This is a genomic window from Bacteroides sp. D55t1_190419_B8 (genome assembly GCF_015558905.1).
GTDB lineage: Bacteria > Bacteroidota > Bacteroidia > Bacteroidales > Bacteroidaceae > Bacteroides > Bacteroides vicugnae.
On record NZ_JADMOU010000011.1, the window covers coordinates 1 to 19,649 of the forward strand.

General features: G+C 40.1%; 17 protein-coding genes. 1 reads left to right on the plus strand and 16 read right to left on the minus strand.

What is annotated here, in order from left to right; all coding sequences use genetic code 11:
- Nucleotides 1-154: 154 nt before the first annotated feature.
- The 4 genes from I2I13_RS11500 to I2I13_RS11515 form a co-directional block, all read right to left on the minus strand.
- On the minus strand, nucleotides 155-340 hold the full coding sequence (locus I2I13_RS11500) for a hypothetical protein (protein WP_149958885.1): 186 nt from the start codon (nucleotides 338-340) through the stop codon (nucleotides 155-157).
- Between the two features lie 63 nt (nucleotides 341-403).
- On the minus strand, nucleotides 404-769 hold the full coding sequence (locus I2I13_RS11505) for a leucine-rich repeat protein (RefSeq protein ID WP_195649613.1): 366 nt from the start codon (nucleotides 767-769) through the stop codon (nucleotides 404-406).
- Nucleotides 770-1,185: 416 nt separating this feature from the next.
- Nucleotides 1,186-2,088 (minus strand): radical SAM mobile pair protein B, encoded by a 903-nt coding sequence (locus I2I13_RS11510; RefSeq protein WP_118145842.1) that lies wholly within the window; start codon nucleotides 2,086-2,088, stop codon nucleotides 1,186-1,188.
- A gap of 205 nt (nucleotides 2,089-2,293) precedes the next feature.
- Nucleotides 2,294-3,187 (minus strand): AraC family transcriptional regulator, encoded by an 894-nt coding sequence (locus I2I13_RS11515; RefSeq protein WP_117677982.1) that lies wholly within the window; start codon nucleotides 3,185-3,187, stop codon nucleotides 2,294-2,296.
- Between the two features lie 140 nt (nucleotides 3,188-3,327).
- On the opposite strand from I2I13_RS11515, the gene I2I13_RS11520 reads away from it, so the two are divergent.
- Entirely contained in the window at nucleotides 3,328-4,089 is a 762-nt protein-coding gene (locus I2I13_RS11520; protein ID WP_195649556.1) for an MBL fold metallo-hydrolase, read from the plus strand.
- Nucleotides 4,090-4,222: 133 nt separating this feature from the next.
- Here I2I13_RS11520 and I2I13_RS11525 read toward each other — a convergent pair whose 3' ends face one another.
- From I2I13_RS11525 to I2I13_RS11580, 12 genes are all read right to left on the minus strand, one after another.
- Nucleotides 4,223-5,188 carry a glycoside hydrolase family 5 protein gene (locus I2I13_RS11525; RefSeq protein WP_181975885.1) on the minus strand — a complete coding sequence of 322 codons (966 nt, stop codon included), beginning with the start codon at nucleotides 5,186-5,188 and terminating at the stop codon, nucleotides 4,223-4,225.
- A 107-nt stretch (nucleotides 5,189-5,295) separates the two neighbouring features.
- On the minus strand, nucleotides 5,296-7,326 hold the full coding sequence (gene mobV / locus I2I13_RS11530; RefSeq protein WP_195649557.1) for a MobV family relaxase: 2,031 nt from the start codon (nucleotides 7,324-7,326) through the stop codon (nucleotides 5,296-5,298).
- Between the two features lie 189 nt (nucleotides 7,327-7,515).
- On the minus strand, nucleotides 7,516-8,538 hold the full coding sequence (locus I2I13_RS11535) for a DUF6371 domain-containing protein (protein ID WP_195649558.1): 1,023 nt from the start codon (nucleotides 8,536-8,538) through the stop codon (nucleotides 7,516-7,518).
- Between the two features lie 114 nt (nucleotides 8,539-8,652).
- Complete coding sequence (locus tag I2I13_RS11540) at nucleotides 8,653-10,044, minus strand: DUF3987 domain-containing protein (RefSeq protein WP_195649559.1); 1,392 nt, start codon at nucleotides 10,042-10,044, stop codon at nucleotides 8,653-8,655.
- A gap of 4 nt (nucleotides 10,045-10,048) precedes the next feature.
- Entirely contained in the window at nucleotides 10,049-10,420 is a 372-nt protein-coding gene (locus I2I13_RS11545; RefSeq protein WP_195649560.1) for a helix-turn-helix domain-containing protein, read from the minus strand.
- 108 nt (nucleotides 10,421-10,528) lie between these two features.
- Nucleotides 10,529-11,296 carry a hypothetical protein gene (locus tag I2I13_RS11550; protein WP_195649561.1) on the minus strand — a complete coding sequence of 256 codons (768 nt, stop codon included), beginning with the start codon at nucleotides 11,294-11,296 and terminating at the stop codon, nucleotides 10,529-10,531.
- A 366-nt stretch (nucleotides 11,297-11,662) separates the two neighbouring features.
- Nucleotides 11,663-12,784, minus strand: a complete 1,122-nt coding sequence (locus tag I2I13_RS11555) for a site-specific integrase (protein WP_117921349.1) — start codon at nucleotides 12,782-12,784, stop codon at nucleotides 11,663-11,665.
- A gap of 128 nt (nucleotides 12,785-12,912) precedes the next feature.
- Complete coding sequence (locus I2I13_RS11560) at nucleotides 12,913-13,863, minus strand: helix-turn-helix domain-containing protein (RefSeq protein ID WP_195649562.1); 951 nt, start codon at nucleotides 13,861-13,863, stop codon at nucleotides 12,913-12,915.
- 347 nt (nucleotides 13,864-14,210) lie between these two features.
- Nucleotides 14,211-15,362: a leucine-rich repeat domain-containing protein gene (locus I2I13_RS11565; RefSeq protein ID WP_195649563.1), complete on the minus strand. Its 1,152-nt coding sequence runs from the start codon at nucleotides 15,360-15,362 to the stop codon at nucleotides 14,211-14,213.
- A gap of 364 nt (nucleotides 15,363-15,726) precedes the next feature.
- On the minus strand, nucleotides 15,727-15,915 hold the full coding sequence (locus I2I13_RS11570) for a hypothetical protein (RefSeq protein ID WP_008648040.1): 189 nt from the start codon (nucleotides 15,913-15,915) through the stop codon (nucleotides 15,727-15,729).
- Nucleotides 15,916-15,919: 4 nt separating this feature from the next.
- Nucleotides 15,920-17,266 (minus strand): pertactin family virulence factor/autotransporter, encoded by a 1,347-nt coding sequence (locus I2I13_RS11575; RefSeq protein WP_224262699.1) that lies wholly within the window; start codon nucleotides 17,264-17,266, stop codon nucleotides 15,920-15,922.
- Nucleotides 17,253-19,649 (minus strand): hypothetical protein, encoded by a 2,397-nt coding sequence (locus I2I13_RS11580; protein ID WP_195649564.1) that lies wholly within the window; start codon nucleotides 19,647-19,649, stop codon nucleotides 17,253-17,255. Before I2I13_RS11580 ends, I2I13_RS11575 begins: the two co-directional genes overlap by 14 nt.

Sequence of the window (19,649 nt, forward strand, 5' to 3'; positions counted from 1 at the left end):
TTTTAAATTCTTAAATACTCATAATTTTATTGTTTAAATGATTATAACTGCAAATTTACTTTAATACTTCAACACTTAACCCTATACTATAAAAAAAACAGCAAATGAATTTCTTCAAATACTGTTCTTTCAATTCTATTAATCACTTAGACAATCAATCTGCTAAAAAACACTTCTTCAATAATGTATTTATTTCATCTTCTTTTTCTTCATCATACGTTATTGTTCCATTTTCATATTCACCCAACTGTAGTTGCTGAAAACTTTCAAGAAATGCATTTAGCTTATCTAAAACACCTTTCTTGCTAACGTCTATTACTAGCTTCATACTTCTTTTCATACTTTCATTATTTAAATTACAACAACAAAGATACCTATTTTTTTATATTAGTCCAATCTTTTTCTATTCTTCAACCAATCTGTCAATATCAGTCCAGTATTTCATATATGTACCCAAATGACCACGAGGAATAAATATCTTGCAATCCTTATTTAAACGATACAAAAATCCTAAATCACTACTATTCAAATATCCCCATTTCAAATGAATTTCTTTCATTCCTATACATCCTACAAATGCTTCTCCCCACACTTTAGAACAAGCAGGAATAGTTATTGACGATAATTTAACACAATTTTCAAATGCATAATCCATTATAAAAGTTACAGTGTTCCATCTATCTGCTATATGTATAGATTCCAAATTTGTACAATTAGAAAATGCACAACTACCAATAGTACCAGTTTCTGTAATATAAATAGAAGTTATTCCTGTACTCTAGTTGTATCTATTATTAGTTGATTATCAGTATTATACGCTCTAAACGGTAGAAAAGTGACCGTATGGATTCTGATTAGATACGAAAAGGTGAATATTTAACGTATTTAACTTTCGATTACACCATATTACTCTAAATGTCAAGAAAGCATATTATAGTTGAGTCTACTTGTGACAATAAACGAGTAAATGTAATACCTATGCTTCTACATGCAATTTCATTTATTCTCCTGTTTCTGTTTTAGCCTTAGCTCAGTAGGAAAATCACCTGTCTGGTTCTTGACGAAACGGGTAAAGTGGGCAGGATTGTAGAAATTCATTTGCTGTGAAATCTCTGCGAAAGTGAGGTTTATATTTTACTGACGCAGTCACAATATAAAGACCCTTCAAAACTACCGAAGTAAAAACTATCTTTGCACATTTCTTTTACCCGTATTTTCTGACCCTCTGATTTCTTCGTGATAAAGATAATTCACTATCGTGGGATGTCCTTTGGGACTTCGCTCGTAAGGCAATTCATTATCCACATACTTGCATTGAACCTCCTGCGCCATTTTTGCGGCCTCTTGCTCCAATTGCTTCCAATATGTTCGGTCATTTTGCGAATAGATTTCTTCATAAAGTGGGAGCAAATGGGGATAGTGTGATTTGATATAATCCATAATGTTGGCCTTAAAACCACCCCGTAGATTGAGGTTCTCAAGCCAAAAGAGGTCGCAAATGTCTTTCACTTCATGAAAAATAGCCTTGAAATCGGTGATTCCAGGGAAGATGGGCGACACAAAGCAGATGGTTCGGATGCCCGCCTCGTAGCACTTTCGCATGGCTGCGAGGCGTCGCTCTATGCTCACGGCCTTGTCCATGTCGGCACGGAATGGCTCATCAAGCGTGTTGACCGACCACGATACGGTGACTTTCTTCACTTGGCGGAGCAGGTCAAGGTCGCGCAGCACGAGGTCGCTCTTTGTACAAATGAGTATCTCCGCATCGCTGTCTTTGAGTTCCTCAAGCAGTTTACGTGTCCTGCGGTACTTTGCTTCTTCAGGATTATATCCATCGGTCACAGATCCAATAACCACCCGTTGTCCGGCATATTTCTTCGGATTCACGATAGCAGGCCAATGCTTCACGTCCAAGAAAGTGCCCCATTCTTCCTTATGTCCTGTGAAGCGCTTCATGAATGAGGCGTAACAATACCTACAGCCATGGGTGCAACCCACGTATGGATTCACCGAATAGCCTCCTACTGGGAGGTTTGACTTGGTCATGATGCCACGAACCTCTTTCGTTTGAATGAGTGTTTCTGTCATTTTTCTACAATTTTAATTTCTTTCATCATGCTATTTGTTTTGATTACGAGTGCAAAGGTAGTGCATAAAACAAAGACACATTATACCATTAACAATATATTCTCTATCATTTTGATAAACCTGTCTGCCACTAAATATGGTTTACAGCTTATGAGCGATGATTATATTCTTGAACTGCACAGAGTTGTCATTTTGTGCGCCATCCTCATTCATATACACCATTCCTATAGTCCTCTTGAAAATTTCCGCATGTCATGCCCGTCTGCTGCTTGAAGAAGCGCATTAGGTGGGATGGTTCAGGGAAATTGAAAGCATAGGCTATCTCGCTTATTGACTTGTTGGTGAACAAAAGTTCGTTTTTTATTTCTGCCAATAGTCGCTGTTTCAGCAAATTCATAGCAGATATTCCATACTGCGCCATCACACTATGGTTTAGGGTGATTCGACTAATCTTGAGCAGCGAGGCGTAGTCTTGCACACGCTGCAACTTCCGAATGTGAGTTTCCATCAGTTCTATAAACTGAAAGGCGTAATTATTTTTGGGAGCCGCAAAAGGAAGTTGATACTCACGAGCGTAATGGCGATTCATCGTTGCCAGCAGATAACAAAGCACACTTACGATTATGTGGTAGCTGTCGGCTTCAGGCTGCCGAAGTTCTGCCCCTATTTTCTGAAGCAACCACTGATATTCTTTGCACTCTGCCTCAGAACACATCAAAAATGGCGGTGTTTTGGTCTGCTGACAGTATTGCAGACGATAGACAAAGAACTTGTCGGCAATGAACGTTCGCATAAAATCCTCGCGGAATATTAGGAAATCATAGTCGAGAGCCTTCTCATCGATGTGCCACTCCTGCTGCTGGTGGGGCTTCACGAAGAGCACCATACCATCTTTCAGTTTTATCTTTCTGTAGTCTATCAGCACGTAGCCATTTGCTTTCCTGATGAAAAAGATTTCGAAAAAGTCGGTCTTGAACGCTTCATACTCCGTAAGCACACCGGGACGCTCTCTGCCGTGCGCCGTGTTGATGAAGAAATCCACACCACACTCCGTCTTGCTAAACGGCACTTCTATCAATCGCTGTCGTTGCTTTGCCATAATCTGTTATTTTGGGGCAAAGTTACATATTTTCGTTGATTTATCAAAATGACATAAATGGCGGATATAATGGTATAGTTAAATTTAACGTTAAAGACTACCTTTGCACCATTATTTAAAACCTCAAAACCATTAAGATTATGAAGATTCAACAGATTAGAAATGCCACCATCATTATCGAGTATGCAGGAAAGCGATTCCTCGTTGACCCCATGCTCGGCGGTAAAGGATCGTTTGCTCCATTCCCGTTCTCTCACCATCAGAAGCTGCGCAACCCGCTCCACGACCTGCCGATGAAGGCGGAAGATATTGTCCACAACATAGACTGCGTATTGCTTACCCATCTGCACCTTGACCACATAGACGATGCTGCCTATAAGCTGCTGAGCAAGTCGGTTCACATCTTTGTGCAAGACGAGCAAGACCGGAATACAGTCCTTAGTCATGGCTTTACCCATGTGGAAATCATTGGCGAAGACTCACGTTTCGGCGACATCCGTCTGTCGAAGACAGAAAGCCATCACGGCCACTGGTGGATGCTTCCCGCAGCAGGTCACACCTGCGGCTATGTGCTTCGTCATGAGACAGAACCAGTATGCTACTTGGCTGGTGACACTATCTGGTACTGCGGCGTACGTAGAAATATAGACCGCTGGAGTCCGCAGGTCATCATCGTGAACGCCGGCGGAAACAAATTCCATCTGGGCGGACATGTCATCATGCACATTCCTGATGTATTAAAGGCAATGGACTATGCGCCAGCGGCAACCTTCGTGGCAACCCATCTTGAAGGTGTCAACCACAATCAGGTTACCCGTGTTGCCCTGAGAGAAGAAGTAATGAAGTGCGGTAAGGCAGACCGCATCCATATTCCCGAGGACGGAGAGATTGTAGAAATGTAGATTTGCCACACAAAAACATCCATCTTATTACATTCTGATTATTATTTGTATCTTTGCACTTAAATTGCGAAAATTTGCCATTTTTGCACGCTGTCATTCAATTATGAATACACCGATGCAAAAATGGCAAATATTACATGAATATCCTATTCAACAAATCTTTATATTTGGGAATCCAGTTTTCTGCCTGATAATCGTAAAATCGATCATCAGCATTAATGGCAAAGGGGATCCCATACTTATCAAGCTGCTGGGTCATGAATGAAGCGAATTCTATCTGTTCCTTTACACTATAATTATCGCCTTTGTTATAATCTCCAGGCATCCAAGCTCCAACCCAGGTGTAAATACCAGTTTTCTTTTGCCAGTCAACTGCAACCTTGATACTTTTCTTTATCTGGTGCTTTTCCTCTGCCGTGCCTGTAGTCCAGCGTTTTTTGACGTTTGTCTTGCTGGGACCTGCAGCATAGAAATGCCATTCAGCCATCAGATAGCCATTGCCCTGCGAAGGAATCTTCAAGTATTGAAGACCTTCGGGATGAGACAGTTTCGAAGGGGCAATAAAGATGATTCGCTTAGGATTGGTCTTGCGAATAGCCGTCACACAATCCTCATAAAGGGAGTTGAGTTCTGCCACATCCTTTTTCACTTTGTCCGAAGGCTCTACAATCAAATCAAACGAAACCTTTGGTGAGAGTTCCTTACATCTTTCTGCCATCATCTTCCACCACTCTACAACATTCTTATGCTCCTCTGCATTCGGATTCTCCTTATAAGGTTTGGCTGAGAAGGCTATAATCGGAATCAGGTCATTCTGCATGCAGGTATTTATCTGCGAAAACAGTCTCTTGAAATCCTCGTCTGTGAAACGATAATGATGCAGGCGGAATCTTACATGCTTGATTCCTTGCTGTGCAAATCTCTTTACAGCCGTTTCCGAATAGGCACCATATTTGTTTTTCTCACTTCTTCCCCACCAATCTACATCTATCCCCTTCTTCAGCATCTGCTGATAGTCGCGTGGGGCGATGGCAGAAGGCTGGGCATTTGCTATGAATGCTGTCAAAGTCAGCATCAGACTTATAAATAATTTTCTCATGATTTTATTGTTATCTATTTTACATTTTAATGACGTGGTCACAATATAAAGACCATCTAAAACGGTTGAAGTTAAAATGAGGACTTCTTTTTCCTTATTATTAACAATCATCGCAGCACTCTATGTTTTATCCGTGTAACAGTTCCCAATCCTGCCTTTTGTGTTCCGTCCCAATTTGTAAGTTGGTCGGCACAACCATTAGAGCCACCAAGTGAAACGTATGTGTCTGCACTGCATGACATGTGGTCAACAAAAGTAAGGAAGTTGTCAATGGCGTTGTTTGTAAATTGAACTTCATTCGTGGCGAAGAGTTTTGTCCAATTAGTGACACATTCCTGCTTGAAGTCTGTAAAACCATGCCAAGACATATCAGATAAGAACCTTTTTGCTGCCGATTCTATACTGGCTTTAGAGTCCAATCCAATATTATGCTTTACAGCAGATGCCATAATGCCATAGTATATGGAAGCCGATTCTTTCTCGTTGAAGTTGACTCTGTCTGTTTTTGCAAAGGATGATAAAGCTTCATGTCCCTCATGGATGAACTTGTCAAGCACTCCTATGTATCTATTTTGACGAGCCATGCTTTCACGTTTGGCTTCGGCTTCTTGCCGAGCCTTTTCTTTTGCTTCTCTTTCCTTGCGTACTTCCAGGCGTCTCCATGCGTCTGTCATTTCTGGCTCCTGCCAAATGGCATTCCAACGAGCCTTCAAATCATTGTACATTTCCATAAGTGTGGTATTATAACTTTTGGCACTGGCGAGTTCTTCCTTCGCATAGACAAGTTGAGTAGTCACTCGCTCCACAGCCTTCTCGTCAAGTTGGGATATGCGTTGTTTGACTTTGTTGTTTTCAGTCTTTAGCGCATCATTCTCGGCACGAAGCGACTTGTTCTCCTCTATCTGCTTATTGAGGTTCTGCATATAGTAAGTGTATGTCTTGTTGACAGACTTGCGTACACCTTCATTCTGTTTGTCACGTTCTGCATTGATGGCTGCAACAAGAGCTTTGATAGCTGCGTTGATGTTGTTTACACGCTCCTCACGCCACGCCTTTTGTCCGATAATAGTAGGAATTGGGATGGCAAGTTCTTTCTTTACGGCATTCATCGCTTCTTGAACAGGAACCTTGATGTTGAGAAAAGGAATGGTCAGCTCCTTCTTGTCGATTGTGGCAAGCACAGCATATTTCTCCACTTTGTCAAGAGCAACTTTCGCCTGACGTTCCGCCTCAAGTACCACCTTGTTTTTGTGCTTGCGTCCCCGTTTCTCTTCCTCTGAAAGTTCATCATAGGAGAAGCCTCTTGCCAAGCCATACTTATGACCGACCTTGTTGTAATAGTCGGTATGAAGTTGTGATAAATACTGTGACTTATCCTTTGCTCGCTCTCCCCACACTTTGGCATAAGAGACCCTTTCAACAACACCCTTTGCAACTTCCGATTTTGTGTAGTTGTCACGTTCTTCTTTTGGAAGTGCTCTCCATTCTTTGGTTGTAAGAACATTTTCTGGATTATCCTTGTGAATGTATTTGCTTCCGATGCGCCCACGTTTCTTTACTTGTTCAACAGGCACGGTCTGCACATGGGCATGGATGCTTGTCTCGTCACAATGCACATCAAAGCCGATGACATTCTCTTCTCCCCATTTCTCACATGCAAAGCGGTAGGTGTCCAATGCCCAGTCATAGATGCCTTTTTGTAATGTCACATTGCTGTGGTCAGCATTTGGATCTGATGTGTTGAGTTTCTGTCCACCAAAGGCAAGCCTGTTAAGCACATCATGGTCACCACTGAAGATTATGCCGACAGTGCAGTTCGGACTGTTCCTTGAAACTTGGTCGGGACGCTTGGCATCCATATACGGCTTGAAGCCAAGTTCATCAAGTCTGTGCTGCAAGCGTTCATGCAACGGCACCGACTGGGAACCAAGAGGCACTATCTTTCCATCCTTGACTATCTCAAAGTTGAGTCTCTTGCGTGAGTAGTTATAATGGTTGTTCTTGTCTATGTCCGCGTTTTTGAGTTGGTAACGCTTCTCGTCCCAACCTCTGCGTTCCGCCTCGTTGCCCACTTGGGACGAGAACGATTTCTTGTCTGTGCCTACATGGATGGCGGCACGTGGTATGTTTCTTTCCATAAGAATTTCATTTGAGCTTGTAACGTAGTTCTTGTATAATTGGAGACAGGTCTCGGGCGGAGCCTGAGCATAATAGAAGGACTTTTTAAGTGAACAGCGTCAGCAGGTGAATCTAAAAGTCCCTATTATGTTTAGGACTTTTGTGAAAGTCCGTCACGCAAGCGTGCTCGCAGATTCTTATCAACTCTGCTATGGCTCTTCCACCAACACCAACCCAAGACTGTCTATCAAATGTTGGAGTGGTGGATGTTGCTTTATCAGCCTTTGTAGCGCCATCTGCGGTGTTTCCGTCATCAGCAGGAAGTCGGCAATGTCAAGACCATTGGCCTTTTGTTCATCGGTGGCATTGTCTTCCAAGACGTTGCTTATGACAACCCTTTTGCAAACAGATTGCAGCAATGGAATTTTTGATTTCCATTTGTCCGTTGCTCCAAGGTCAGGGAACAGAATGATGTCCCGACCTCCCAATACCTTGACAGCGATTTGGTTGAGACAGCCATGCATACCTCCAGTTGCCAGCCAAATGAAATTGGGGATGAAATGGGATGCGATTATGGCGGTTTTTTCACTCTCGACAATAGCGACCGACATTGTGGGATGCTGTGCCAGCAAATGCTCACCAAAGAAACATTGGTACAAGTTGAAATCTGGAAGATGAAGAAAAGCATGCGCCCATCCAACATAAGAACGTGGCTCTTTCACACGATGTCCGTCTTTGGAATTATACAGCATGACCTTGCCAGTCCTCACCTTATCATCCTTGTCAACTTGCCAATAAATGGTTGAGCCTCCCCACTTATAGGATGTTCCGACATGATACATCTTCATCAGCCTTTCTGTCTCTTGTTCACCAAAGACCTTGGAAAGGTACTGGTATAACGGATTGATTCCGTAATGAGACAAGGAACGCTCCATAATAGCGTTGGCGATATAGGACATAGGCTTTTCTACGACTTTCGGTTGGGTATTCCTTCTTGTCGGATTTGGCAATTTGTCCTTAGACAGAAAGTCTGGATGCTCACGGAAATAGTCTTTAGGAGTATAGTGATACCCACAACTATGCTCATGGTCGCATTTGCCTACATTGTCAGGGAAGGACACTTCCCCCTCATCATCTATGTATCTTGTGAAACAACGCTTGCGCTCACAATTCGGGCATGTGTAACGATTGCCCGATCTGTATTTCTCCAAGTGAAATCTATACTCGTTCATCATCGTAACTGAAATGAATTATTGGTGAATTTCAGCTTTCAGTTCTTTCATGTTTTCAGTTACGCACTTGTCAACGGAAAAACTGAAACAAATGAATACTGAAAACAGGTTGGTTTATGTTTCAGTTGCCTGTCCTGTTTCGAACTTTACTTTTTCGTAAAATCCTTTCTTTGCCTTTGTGATTAGTCCAGACTTCATAAGCTCCTTTATATAGTTCATCACAGTACGGTCTGTAACATGCAGATTCTCCATTCCTGTTTTTATGGCTGTTTTTGTGTCAAAACTGTCTTCCAACAGATACAGCAACTCCTTGGACATAGAATCACAGGTGTCTTCAGCAACAAAGGCTCGGCAGCGTTGATAACAATTCTCACAATATTCATTGAGCAGTAATGCTCCTTTTATGGAATCCACATCAATACTTTGCAGATGGCTCTCGCCACAGGCGTATCTTAGAGCTTGGAGCAATAAGGCAATGCGTGCGACGTGGGTATTGTGCTTCATCACCCTCGTTTCAACATCTTCATCGTCCTCTATGGCATTGATGGCATCCACATTTCTGTTCCACCAACCAAAGAAAAGGGAATGTGCGTCCTTGTCCATATAAAGGATATTTGGACAACATTCATTTGTGTCATTACACCTTGCATAGTCAAGTCCAAAGATTTTCCCGATGATGTCAGCCCATTTTCTTGAAGCCTCGCTCTGGCGCACATGGCTGTCTTCCTCATCCAGCCAGTGTGGAACTTTCTTGGATTTGGGATATACAACCAGAATACGGTCAAGAAAACCTGTATCCATGAATTTGGAACCCATCAGTTCCTTCATTCGTTTGGTCTGCGTTGTACCGATGATGTTGACACATGGCTCTTCTACACGTTGTGGGCGGTCATTCTTGACACGTGTGTTCTCCAAGTGGCATCCGCTCCAGATGGAAAGTAGGCGTTCAAGCATGGGATTTTTCCCATACCTGTCTGTATTGGCAAGCAGTCCGAGAATTTCATCATAGTTGATGGCTATGCCACGCAAGTTGTTGTAATGCTCCAATACCAGAGCCTCCAATGTAAAGTCATCCAATGTGACCCTTTTCAGAATAGGCTTCTTCATTTCCTTGCTTCCGCTTTCCTTTGTTGCACATGCTGCCTCATATAGGTCAAGTTCATAGCAAAACTTGTCAAACAGCTTTCGTTCATACTCCCGAATTGGCTTGTATGCAAGCTGTAATGGTGGAGTTTTGCCCATGCCAGGTCTGCCAACCAATATGATATAAAGGGCGGCATTTGTGTCCCAATCCTGCTTAACGTGAATACGATAGGTATTGCCAAGAGCCGCTGATGCTGCCGACAGCATGGACATGGCGACATAATCCACCTTGAAATTGCCGTGCACCACCATGTCTATGATGATGGACTGCATTTTTTGTGGAAATACCTCAAGAGGGAAGCCTGAGTCCGCTAAAGACTCGGCTTCCATGTTGATTTTGTTGCAGAGTTCAAGCGCATCCATGATATTACCAGTTTAAGGGTTTCGGCTTGCGCTTGTTTCCAGCAAGAATGGCTGCGTTCTCTTCCTCCGCCGTGAGAGGTACAGGATTCTTGCGGTTAGTCTCCAGCCACTTGTCAAGTTCGTCTTGATAAAGGCAGTAACGCTTGCCCGGCTTGGTGGCAGGAATGCTGCCGTTTCCAAGTTTCATGTAGAGAGTTGCCATCGGCATTTTGAGATATGCCGATGCCTCCTCCACACTCATAGGTATGTGCGTGTTCGCCTTTTGTGGCTTGTTCTGTGATTGCAGATTGGTGATTATCTGCTTCATGCCCACCACTTCATCCCGAAGCTGGGCAACGACCATTGGAAGGTCGTTGAAAGTTAATTCCTTATTCATTCTGATACTTTGTTAATAACTGGTGCAAAGGAACAGAATGATGCTTCCGTTACTGAGGTTCGTGACAGTCATTTGTCATTCACGAAGGAATAACTCTAACAATGGGGATTATTCGGGATTTTCCTCCGTCACATCATGGAAATCATATCTACCATTAGCAGGTTCGTCAATAGGAATGACATCATTGGAACATGGTGCTTTCAGGTTCTTCAATGTGCTGTAGTCCAAGCCTTCAAACGGTTTGGGAAACAAAGCCTTGACAAAGGCTATTCGCATAGCCATTGTGTAATCACGCTTACCCAAACGCTCTGCGATATTCCACACGAAGTGCCTTAAAGGGATATTCTCAACATTTTCCTTGAAACGGTTTATTGCTATTGGGGTATAGTTGGAGTCGTTGCTCCATTCCTTGACAGCCTCAATTACCTTGTACAAATCTTCCTCATACAGAAACCTTGACATGGTACGATGCACATAGTCAAGTACGGCTCTCGTTCGTTTTTCCTTTATCTCCTGTGCTTCTTTTTCTTGTGCCTCTACACACTTGGCATAGTCCTCATGACTGTATTGTGCTGACTCTGTTTGTGGTAATGTTTGCTTTGGCTGTTCTTGTTCTGTTGCTGGCTCTGCTTCTACAACGTTTTTCTTTGTCTTGCTGTTGCTACCAATGGTCATCAGTTCATAGGGATAATTCACCATAGAAATGAATATCGCCCAAAGCAGGATATTGCTCCCTACAAAGATGATTGACTCGACAAACAGACTTTGGTGAAAGTCATTGCCTACATACATAGCCACGACAAGAGAGATGGCGAGAATTGCAGTACCAACAAAAGCGTAGATGGTACAATCTGAAGTTGTCTTGTTTTCTATCATTGTTGTATTCGTTTTATTGTTATTCGTTCAAAAACTTCCACAAAGTTAGATGCAGAAGCATGTAAAAACAGCATTTACGTTCTCTGGCACTCTTTCTTTTACGCTTTATTAGCGTTCTAATATGATTTCATACTCTGAATCATACTTGAAACAGCTCGTTAGTGCCAGTTGCTGCTTATTACTGGCTACAAAGGTAAGGGCAAAGAAAAGGGAAATTTACAGTTTCTCTTCAATATCAACAGAAATTGGAATGAATTTGTCAGATTGGTTCTATTCACGACTACAAATAGAACCAACAAAATGAGAAAAGGACTATTGGAACCCAATTATTCCAACAGTCCTTTTCTGTGTATTATTGTCAAATGGTTACTTCTTCAAGGTGATACAGCCAACCGAAGCACGTTTCTGAGCATCGGAAATCTTGGCATACACCTCTGTTGTTGCCACATTCTTGTGACCGAGATAACGCTGCACAACCGCAATACTTGTTCCTGCGTCCAACTGGAGACAGGCAAAGCTGTGGCGTGAGCAATGATAGGAGATATGCTTGGTAATCCCTGCATCTTTCAGCCAATTTTTCAGCGGTGCCTGTGTCATGGAGTCTTTGAAATCAGGGAACACCTTACCTCGTTTATCTGGTGAATAGCCTATCAGTTCCAAGGCTTCCTCACTGATTGGGTTATGCACGATGTCTTTTGTCTTCTGCATTCGTGTGGTGACATACATCACACCATCGCTGCCGTATGGCTGTATCTCCTCCCAAGTGAGTTTCTTGATATCGCTCTTTCTCAATGCCGTAAGACAAGAGAACAGGAAGGCTCGCTTCAAGGCAGGAGCAGAGCATGGTGTGGATGCCAAGCGGATAACCTCGTCTTGTGAAAGATGCTCCTTGTCAGTCGGGATTGTCTCGATACGCTCCAAGAAACCGTTCGGGTTCTCCTTTATCTTGCGGTCACGATAGGCTGTGTGGATTGAAGCACGGAAAGTTGACCAGTAGTTGGCTGCTGAGTTTATATGCAGCTTTCTGTTCTTATGCAGTCCCTGTGGTGCTGTCAGCAGATACTCACGAAATCTGTTGCACAAGTCCACGTTTATCTCACCGAAGGTACACTTGCCTTGCGTGAAGGTACGAAAGTGCATATAGACGTGCTGCCACTTGGAGTTCTTCTTGTCTGCCAGTCTCTTGAAGTAGGCGAGGAAATCTCCTTTCATCTTCTCCTTGTCGAAGAAGTCGTAACGCTCGTTGACGATAGCCTCGAAGCGACGGCAGCGTATCGCCTCGGCTCTTGCCGTAAGGTTGAGGTTGTACTTATGTTCCATCTGGTTCTTCGGCTTGGCATAGATGTAGATGCCAAGCGACTCATGGCGGATGACTTTCATCGTGCTCTCGTCACGATAGCCTGGATAATAGTCAAGATAATAGGACAGCATGTGTCCGTCCTTGATTTTGCGTGTACGCAATGATACGGTCTTGCAAATGTTGCTCATAACTGATATGTATTATTGATGATTATTCGTGGTGAAGCGTCTCTTCACGGCTGCAAAGGAATAAAATGATGCATCCGTGACTCCAATTATTCATAGTAACTGATGGATAATGCTGAAATCACTTGCTTTCACAGTCCTTTAGCTGCTCTTTCTGCCATTGCACGTTCCACATCTGTCTTCAAAAGCAGGTTCTTTACACCCACTTTTACCTTGCTGATATGGTGTATTTTCACTATATGGCAGATATTGGCACTTGTCAGACCATATAACTGCTGTACTTGCTCTGTGGTATAATAGCTGTCATCGCTCATGAGGTCAGTCCTGCGCAGTTCTTCAAGATGTTCCTTGGAATAATAGGTACGACCATACTCACGTTTGGTCGGTATCTTATGGCGGTAGGTGTATGCCCTAAGTGCTGACTTGCTCATGCTAAAGGCTTCCTCTACATCATCAGCAGTCACCCATTCTGTTATGCTGTTGAGGTCAACGGCAGTACCGAAGAACTCATCAATATGCCGTTTGCTGTAATAGTTCTTGCCAGCGATACGGCACATCGGTATCTGGTTACGCTTAGCGGAGGTGTAGAGCCAAGACTTCTTGACCTTATAAATGGACATCACTTCCTCGCCCGAATAATAGTCAAGCACCTCATTCTCCTCTTTCCCTTTTATTGATTCCTGGTTTTGTGTTGGCTTTTCTGTTTTTGCCTTTTTACTGAGCTTGCTCTTGCTGGCAGGAATCACACGCTTGTAGGGATTACCCTCAAACATCTTCTCTATATCAGCCTTTCTCACGAATGCCATTCTGCTGCTCAATCTTGATGCCTTCAACTTGCCGTTAGCCACAAGTTTGTAGATATACTGCCGGGTGCATCCCATCAGAATGGCAGCTTTGGAGAAGGTAAGATACTCCTGATGTTGCAGATCCATGATTGGCTCAATACCGTTAATCAAGTCCTGCTGTCTTTTCTTCCTAATACGTTTTGCCTCTGCCTGACATTCTTCGGAACAGTATTTCTGCATACCACTCCTTGGCACAAATGTTTTGCCACAAAATTCACATTTTCTTGTCGGTCTCATACTCTTTTATATTGATTCGTTCATATATATTTGAGTATTCCACCATTGGAGTAAATAGAAGTGAACTATTGACAACCTTTGTCAACCCAGTCCACGATATTACGCTTTTGCCTCTCAGCTTCAAATATGTCATCCATTGTAGTCACTCGTAACCCCTTGTCAACTACGTTCACGATATGACAAAATAAAAGCTCCGCAAATTCTCCACGGTAGAAATACGTTGCAAAAATATGTGGAAAATCGGGAACTGCCAAAAAGCACTCAGAAAGTGTTAAAAATCAAAGAGTATTGAAAATCAAGACTTTACGTTTAGTTAATCATAGTAAGTTATGGTTAGTTATAAGGCTCTAAATACAACTAGAAAATGCATAATCACCAATAGTACCTATACTAGCAGGTAGATTAATAATTCCTCTTTTATTCAAAGGACATCTTACCACTTTTGTTTTACTTCTGTTATAAAGAATACCATCCTGTGTAGAATACGCACCCTTGTTATCTATAACTACAAATTCATCCAAATTAGCACATCCCTCAAATGCTGTTTCTGACATTGAAGAAACTCCACTACCAATTTTTACAGAAGTAAGTTTATGACAATTCTGAAAAGCGTACTTCCCTACCATTATAACATCGTCTGAAAAAGTAATAGATTCTAATTGATTACATCCTGTAAATGCATAATCTCCTACTTTTTTTACTCCATTAGGTACTATATAATTAGAAGAACCCAAATAACAACATCTTATTAATTCACTTTTACTTTCATTAAACAACATACCATTTTGGAAGATTTTACCTTCAATAGTATAAGTGCTATTATCACTAAGCATTCTTATTTTTTTTAAGTTAATACAACCATCGAGCATATTCTCTGCTGCACTGACTATACTATTTCCTATAACAATAGATTCAAGTTTAGTGCAATTAGCAAATGCTTCATTTCCTATGGTCTGTATATTATTAGGAATAGTAAAAGATGTTATACCGCTATATGACAAAGCAAAAGCACCTATATGCGCTATATTATTAGGAAGTACAATTGATGTCAATGAACCACATTTATAAAACATATATTGCCATAGTTCATTACTTGAGGATACTTCTTGTGTTATTCCAGTATAATATATCCCTCCATTAACCAAATTTGCATTCGAAAGATTTAAATTAGCCAGTTTACCATTTGTCTCATTACCTTTAACATCTGCACCTGCCATTTCGCGGATTAATGCAATATCATCCCCATTAATATCTCCCATAATCCTTAAATCTGTTATGTTGAACTTTACATTATCAGAAATTAATGTAGATAGTGCACCTACTTTTTTCAACTGTACCATAGCAGTAGTTCCCACAATAACACTATTACCATTTTCATTACTGATATTCGAATTGTCATCATTGTTCAAAGGTGTTTCATCATTATCTCCACCACAGGAATAAAACCCTGCACACAATGCAACTAATAATGCAGTTGCCACCAATCTAAATCTGCTCATATTAATAAATTATTCAGCTTACTTGTCCCCCTAGAAAGCAGTTATAAATAAAAAGGTGTGGGAACTATATCTGCTTTACCCTACTGACTGGCTTCTCGCATTGCCTTTGGAGTGGATAAAACAATAGCCCCACACCAATTTTGAAATATAGAAACCTAATACAAGGTAAGTATATAACAAATGATGTGAGTGCTATCGTTACCATCTTCACTCCATTTCAAATTTTGCGAGAATTTGTCAGCAGAAGATAATTTCAATAACACCTTTCGATAATATGTCCTTCCAATTCTAACTCATTAGACATCTGGAATTGCTGCAAAGGTACAAAAAAAAGCCTGTAATCAATCAAGACTACAGGCTAATATTATTTGCTCTTATAATGATAATCTATTCCAAATAAAGCTCCTACGAAAGTAAGCACCTCACCAAATGCTACCAGAATAGAACTATGTATAATACCTACAGGTACTACACAGAATCCTGCTATCAGTAATCCTATACCTACGACAACCAGTATGCAGGCTATTATTAATTGTATTTGTTGCTGATTCATAAACTCAAATAGACCTGAATGTTCCTGCAAATGTACCATCACTACTGATTTTAAACTCTGCTGCATTATCAATCCACCAACTACACATACCCTTAGTTGAAAAATTATATTTTCTTGCAACTAATTTTAATCGTCTTGGATAATGTCCGATTGAAATATAGCGTATATCTTGCCCGTTATACATAAACGCATAATTATTTGCACATTCAAGTCTTATTAAACCGGGATTTCCCTTAAATATCATTTCAACTTCAAGCCCTATAAATGTATCACTGCAAGGTAATATTATTGTTCTAGGGTCATTATCCTTATTTTTCGTAAAGAAGAAATTCAACCCATCCTTTAAATCAACTTCAAATGCGTTTGCAAAATCATAATCATCAATATCTATAGTTTTAAATTCCTTCCTCGTACCATACTTTAAGTTTAGATTACCATTTGTATCCCAGCTAATATTTCCATTTGCCAACTTACCAGAACCATCATCCTTCAATTCCCATTTTCCAGACAGGTTTCTTATTGCACCAGACAGATAAGCATTATTAGAATAAAGTCCATCACCAGACAGTTCACCGAAATCTGTATCAGTAATTCCATCCAGATTACCTATTCTACTGGATATTGTGGAATCTGATTCAGAAGTACAACCTGTACGTATATCAATACAGCCATCATACGGATTCAGCAGGATAGAACTTTGTCTGGCTGCATCACTCGTATTGGCTATCCTTACTAAAGCATCACCAGTTTCTATATTGCCTAGTGCTTCTATTACATTGCAGGTAATAGTCGTACCATCCACAGTATTAACCTTTAAAACTATCTTCTTTGAAGATGAATCAAAAGTCTGGCTAAGTAGAATATCATCCACCCTAAAGACAGAATCACTGACTGTAAGAACCATTACATTATTTTCATTAGAAGTTATACCTGTTACCTGTGCTGAATCAGTAACATATAAAATTCCATTAGTTCCCCTTACCTCATTACTCGTAATAGTAAAGATATCCAGCCCTCCTTTTACTTTCAGATTGTCAAACTCTCCATTCTTGCCAGCGACAGATTTAAATTTCACATCAGAATCAGTACTTAAATACTGATTTATCGTATCTACATATTCATTCTTATCTTGTTTGTTTTCATTCAAGTATTTACCCATATTGGCAGATAATGCCTTATCCTTGCTGGAAGTTTCCAAATCATCAATTACCACAACTTTAGTACCAGCTTCACCTGATACTGTTGGCTGTAAAACTGTGCTTGAATAACTTCCACCTACATTCTTTAAATACTTGTTTCTGAAATTATGTGGTATATAGTTAGATTTTATTTCCATATCATCGTATTTCATTCAATTCAACATCACATTTATTATTAATCAAATCGTAGGTGATGGAATTGATTACAAAGTTCTTATTCAAGGTATTCTCTTTCAGGATTGAATTAAGCGATATATCCCTATTCTTTATTGAGTTACTGTATCTGAATCGTGGTTTACTATAGTAATTCACATACTTATTAATACAGTGTTCTTCTGCTTTCAATTTATCTTTAGAAACTCCATCAGTCAACGTATCAACAAAGTAATATTCATCTCCCACCTTAGTAAGAACATAGCTATAGCTGCCTGCGTGCTCATTATAAGTATTGATTCTAAATTCAATATCATCAAAATCATTCACTATATTTTCATCAATTACATTCTCAAACTTCAAGTCTTCATCATACGTTTCATCATTAAAAATATCCTTCACATAATCAGATGTAGTATATTTCAATTTAACATCATTAATGTGAAATGAATTACACCTGACAGGTTCTTTATCGGTACGTCTCATAGGAGTAGTTCCAAGTTGATTAGGAGCGTAAAGTTCAAATGTCAACTCCCCTAATGTCATTTTATCAGATGGTAATGAAACGGCAACACCATCTTCACTTTCTGCCAGATTCATACGCCACGAAACTGTATTAGTCAATGAATAATCTGTATCAAACACCTTATCCCCTACTTTATTCTTATGCACCAGATAAAAACAGTCTTGCAATTTACATTCATCATAGAACCATTTCTCGACAAATACACGCTCATTACTGCTATTCATATATGAATACACGTAATTTCTATCTGCATATCCACCGCTATACTTTTCACGTCCAGAAATAGAATCATATTCCCCTTTAGTAACAAATCGCCAGTAACCGTATTCATCCAGATACTTATACCAAGTTGCACCTGCCCAAGTATTTGGACCGTTACATATCTTATAATAATTCCTTGCAACTTTATTATGATACTCCTGATAATTAACCCATCCATCACCATCATAGTACATCTTATCACCAATTGCAAGTTTACATTTAAACATCGTATCCGTGAATCCCGTGGAATATTTACCATCATAGTATTGTTCATCAGATGTTACAATACATTCTGCTGCATTCCAATCACCAGACAGCCTATAATTTATATCAATAATGAAAGTTCCACCTTTGACTGCTATAGGTAGCTTATTTTTCAATGACAATTGGACTCCGTCTGTTGTTTTCCATCCCATCAGACCGTAATCACTTATCGTAAAATATGTCTTCCAATTTAAAGAGGAAGGTTCATTTGCAGTCTCATAGTATGCTGCCTTTTGCCAGTAGCTGCCATTTGATGCAGCATTATCTGGAGTTACTTCTTCTATCGGTTCTATTGGTTTGTTAATTTCAAAAAGATATGGCTTATTCCAATCCCAATTATTCTTCGATTTAAAGAAAGCATTCAATAATGTATAATTCTTACCACTAATATCCCTTGTCGATTCATAATACTTATTTGCGTCTGCATTCTGATTTATAATATCATCCTCATCATTCCATTCAGGAATTATAGTATTATTAGAATTTGAATTAGCAACTACCACCACCTTATTATATAGCTCACCAATAGCTATACTGGCATTACTTTCATAAATATTCTGATTAACATTAATAACGGTGTTATCAAGTGCTACCACCGTATTACTATCATCTGACAGGGTATATTTAGTATATAAATTGATATTCTTAATAATATCATAGTCCACGAAGTAAATAGAATCACCATAATAATAGCAAGTCATACCCAGATACCTTGCAATATATTCCAGTACGTCTTTACAGTTCTCTGCTTCATTCGCTTCATCGAAGAAATTTCTATCTAATATGAATAAGTTATTTAGTAAATCAGTAGTATCATTTATCTTCTTTGCGTTGTGTACATAGGCATTCTTTATCAGTCCATTGGAATCAATCTGGCTTATGATATGTTTGATTACCTGATAGAAAGACACTATAGACTGCTTTTCATTTAGATAGGTGTAGTTATAATTATTAAGGGATGAAAGAATATCGTTGAACTGCAATGACAACAAATTATATTCTTCATTATAATCCGTACTGTAAAGACAAGGAACAGAATACCCACACCACAATAAAGAACCATTCTTTGAGATGGTACAATATATCTGGTTTCCTAATGCTGTGTACAGATTAGCCAGTACCTTTGTCGTTAAGACATTAATCTGGCAATCCGAACATTTGATTGGTTTGAACACATCATCATCTGATTCATAGTTAATTGAAACTGCATCAGCAGAACAGAGTAATTCAGAAGCTATCAAAGTACCTCCTGAATCCCTGTATATTTCAATATTGATAGTATTCTCATCTATATCCTTAAAAGATGAGTTATATATTAATTGATAGCCCAT

Excerpts from the sequence above, each read along its gene's own strand:
- I2I13_RS11550 (WP_195649561.1), bottom strand. The coding sequence starts at position 11,296 with ATGATAGAAAACAAGACAACTTCAGATTGTACCATCTACGCTTTTGTT.
- I2I13_RS11515 (WP_117677982.1), bottom strand. The coding sequence starts at position 3,187 with ATGGCAAAGCAACGACAGCGATTGATAGAAGTGCCGTTTAGCAAGACG.
- I2I13_RS11540 (WP_195649559.1), bottom strand. The coding sequence starts at position 10,044 with ATGGATGCGCTTGAACTCTGCAACAAAATCAACATGGAAGCCGAGTCT.
- I2I13_RS11535 (WP_195649558.1), bottom strand. The coding sequence starts at position 8,538 with ATGAACGAGTATAGATTTCACTTGGAGAAATACAGATCGGGCAATCGT.
- I2I13_RS11500 (WP_149958885.1), bottom strand. The coding sequence starts at position 340 with ATGAAAAGAAGTATGAAGCTAGTAATAGACGTTAGCAAGAAAGGTGTT.
- I2I13_RS11545 (WP_195649560.1), bottom strand. The coding sequence starts at position 10,420 with ATGAATAAGGAATTAACTTTCAACGACCTTCCAATGGTCGTTGCCCAG.
- mobV (WP_195649557.1), bottom strand. The coding sequence starts at position 7,326 with ATGGAAAGAAACATACCACGTGCCGCCATCCATGTAGGCACAGACAAG.
- I2I13_RS11510 (WP_118145842.1), bottom strand. The coding sequence starts at position 2,088 with ATGACAGAAACACTCATTCAAACGAAAGAGGTTCGTGGCATCATGACC.
- I2I13_RS11575 (WP_224262699.1), bottom strand. The coding sequence starts at position 17,266 with ATGAAATACGATGATATGGAAATAAAATCTAACTATATACCACATAAT.
- I2I13_RS11555 (WP_117921349.1), bottom strand. The coding sequence starts at position 12,784 with ATGAGCAACATTTGCAAGACCGTATCATTGCGTACACGCAAAATCAAG.
- I2I13_RS11560 (WP_195649562.1), bottom strand. The coding sequence starts at position 13,863 with ATGAGACCGACAAGAAAATGTGAATTTTGTGGCAAAACATTTGTGCCA.
- I2I13_RS11525 (WP_181975885.1), bottom strand. The coding sequence starts at position 5,188 with ATGAGAAAATTATTTATAAGTCTGATGCTGACTTTGACAGCATTCATA.
- I2I13_RS11580 (WP_195649564.1), bottom strand. The coding sequence starts at position 19,649 with ATGGGCTATCAATTAATATATAACTCATCTTTTAAGGATATAGATGAG.
- I2I13_RS11520 (WP_195649556.1), top strand. The coding sequence starts at position 3,328 with ATGAAGATTCAACAGATTAGAAATGCCACCATCATTATCGAGTATGCA.
- I2I13_RS11565 (WP_195649563.1), bottom strand. The coding sequence starts at position 15,362 with ATGAGCAGATTTAGATTGGTGGCAACTGCATTATTAGTTGCATTGTGT.
- I2I13_RS11570 (WP_008648040.1), bottom strand. The coding sequence starts at position 15,915 with ATGAATCAGCAACAAATACAATTAATAATAGCCTGCATACTGGTTGTC.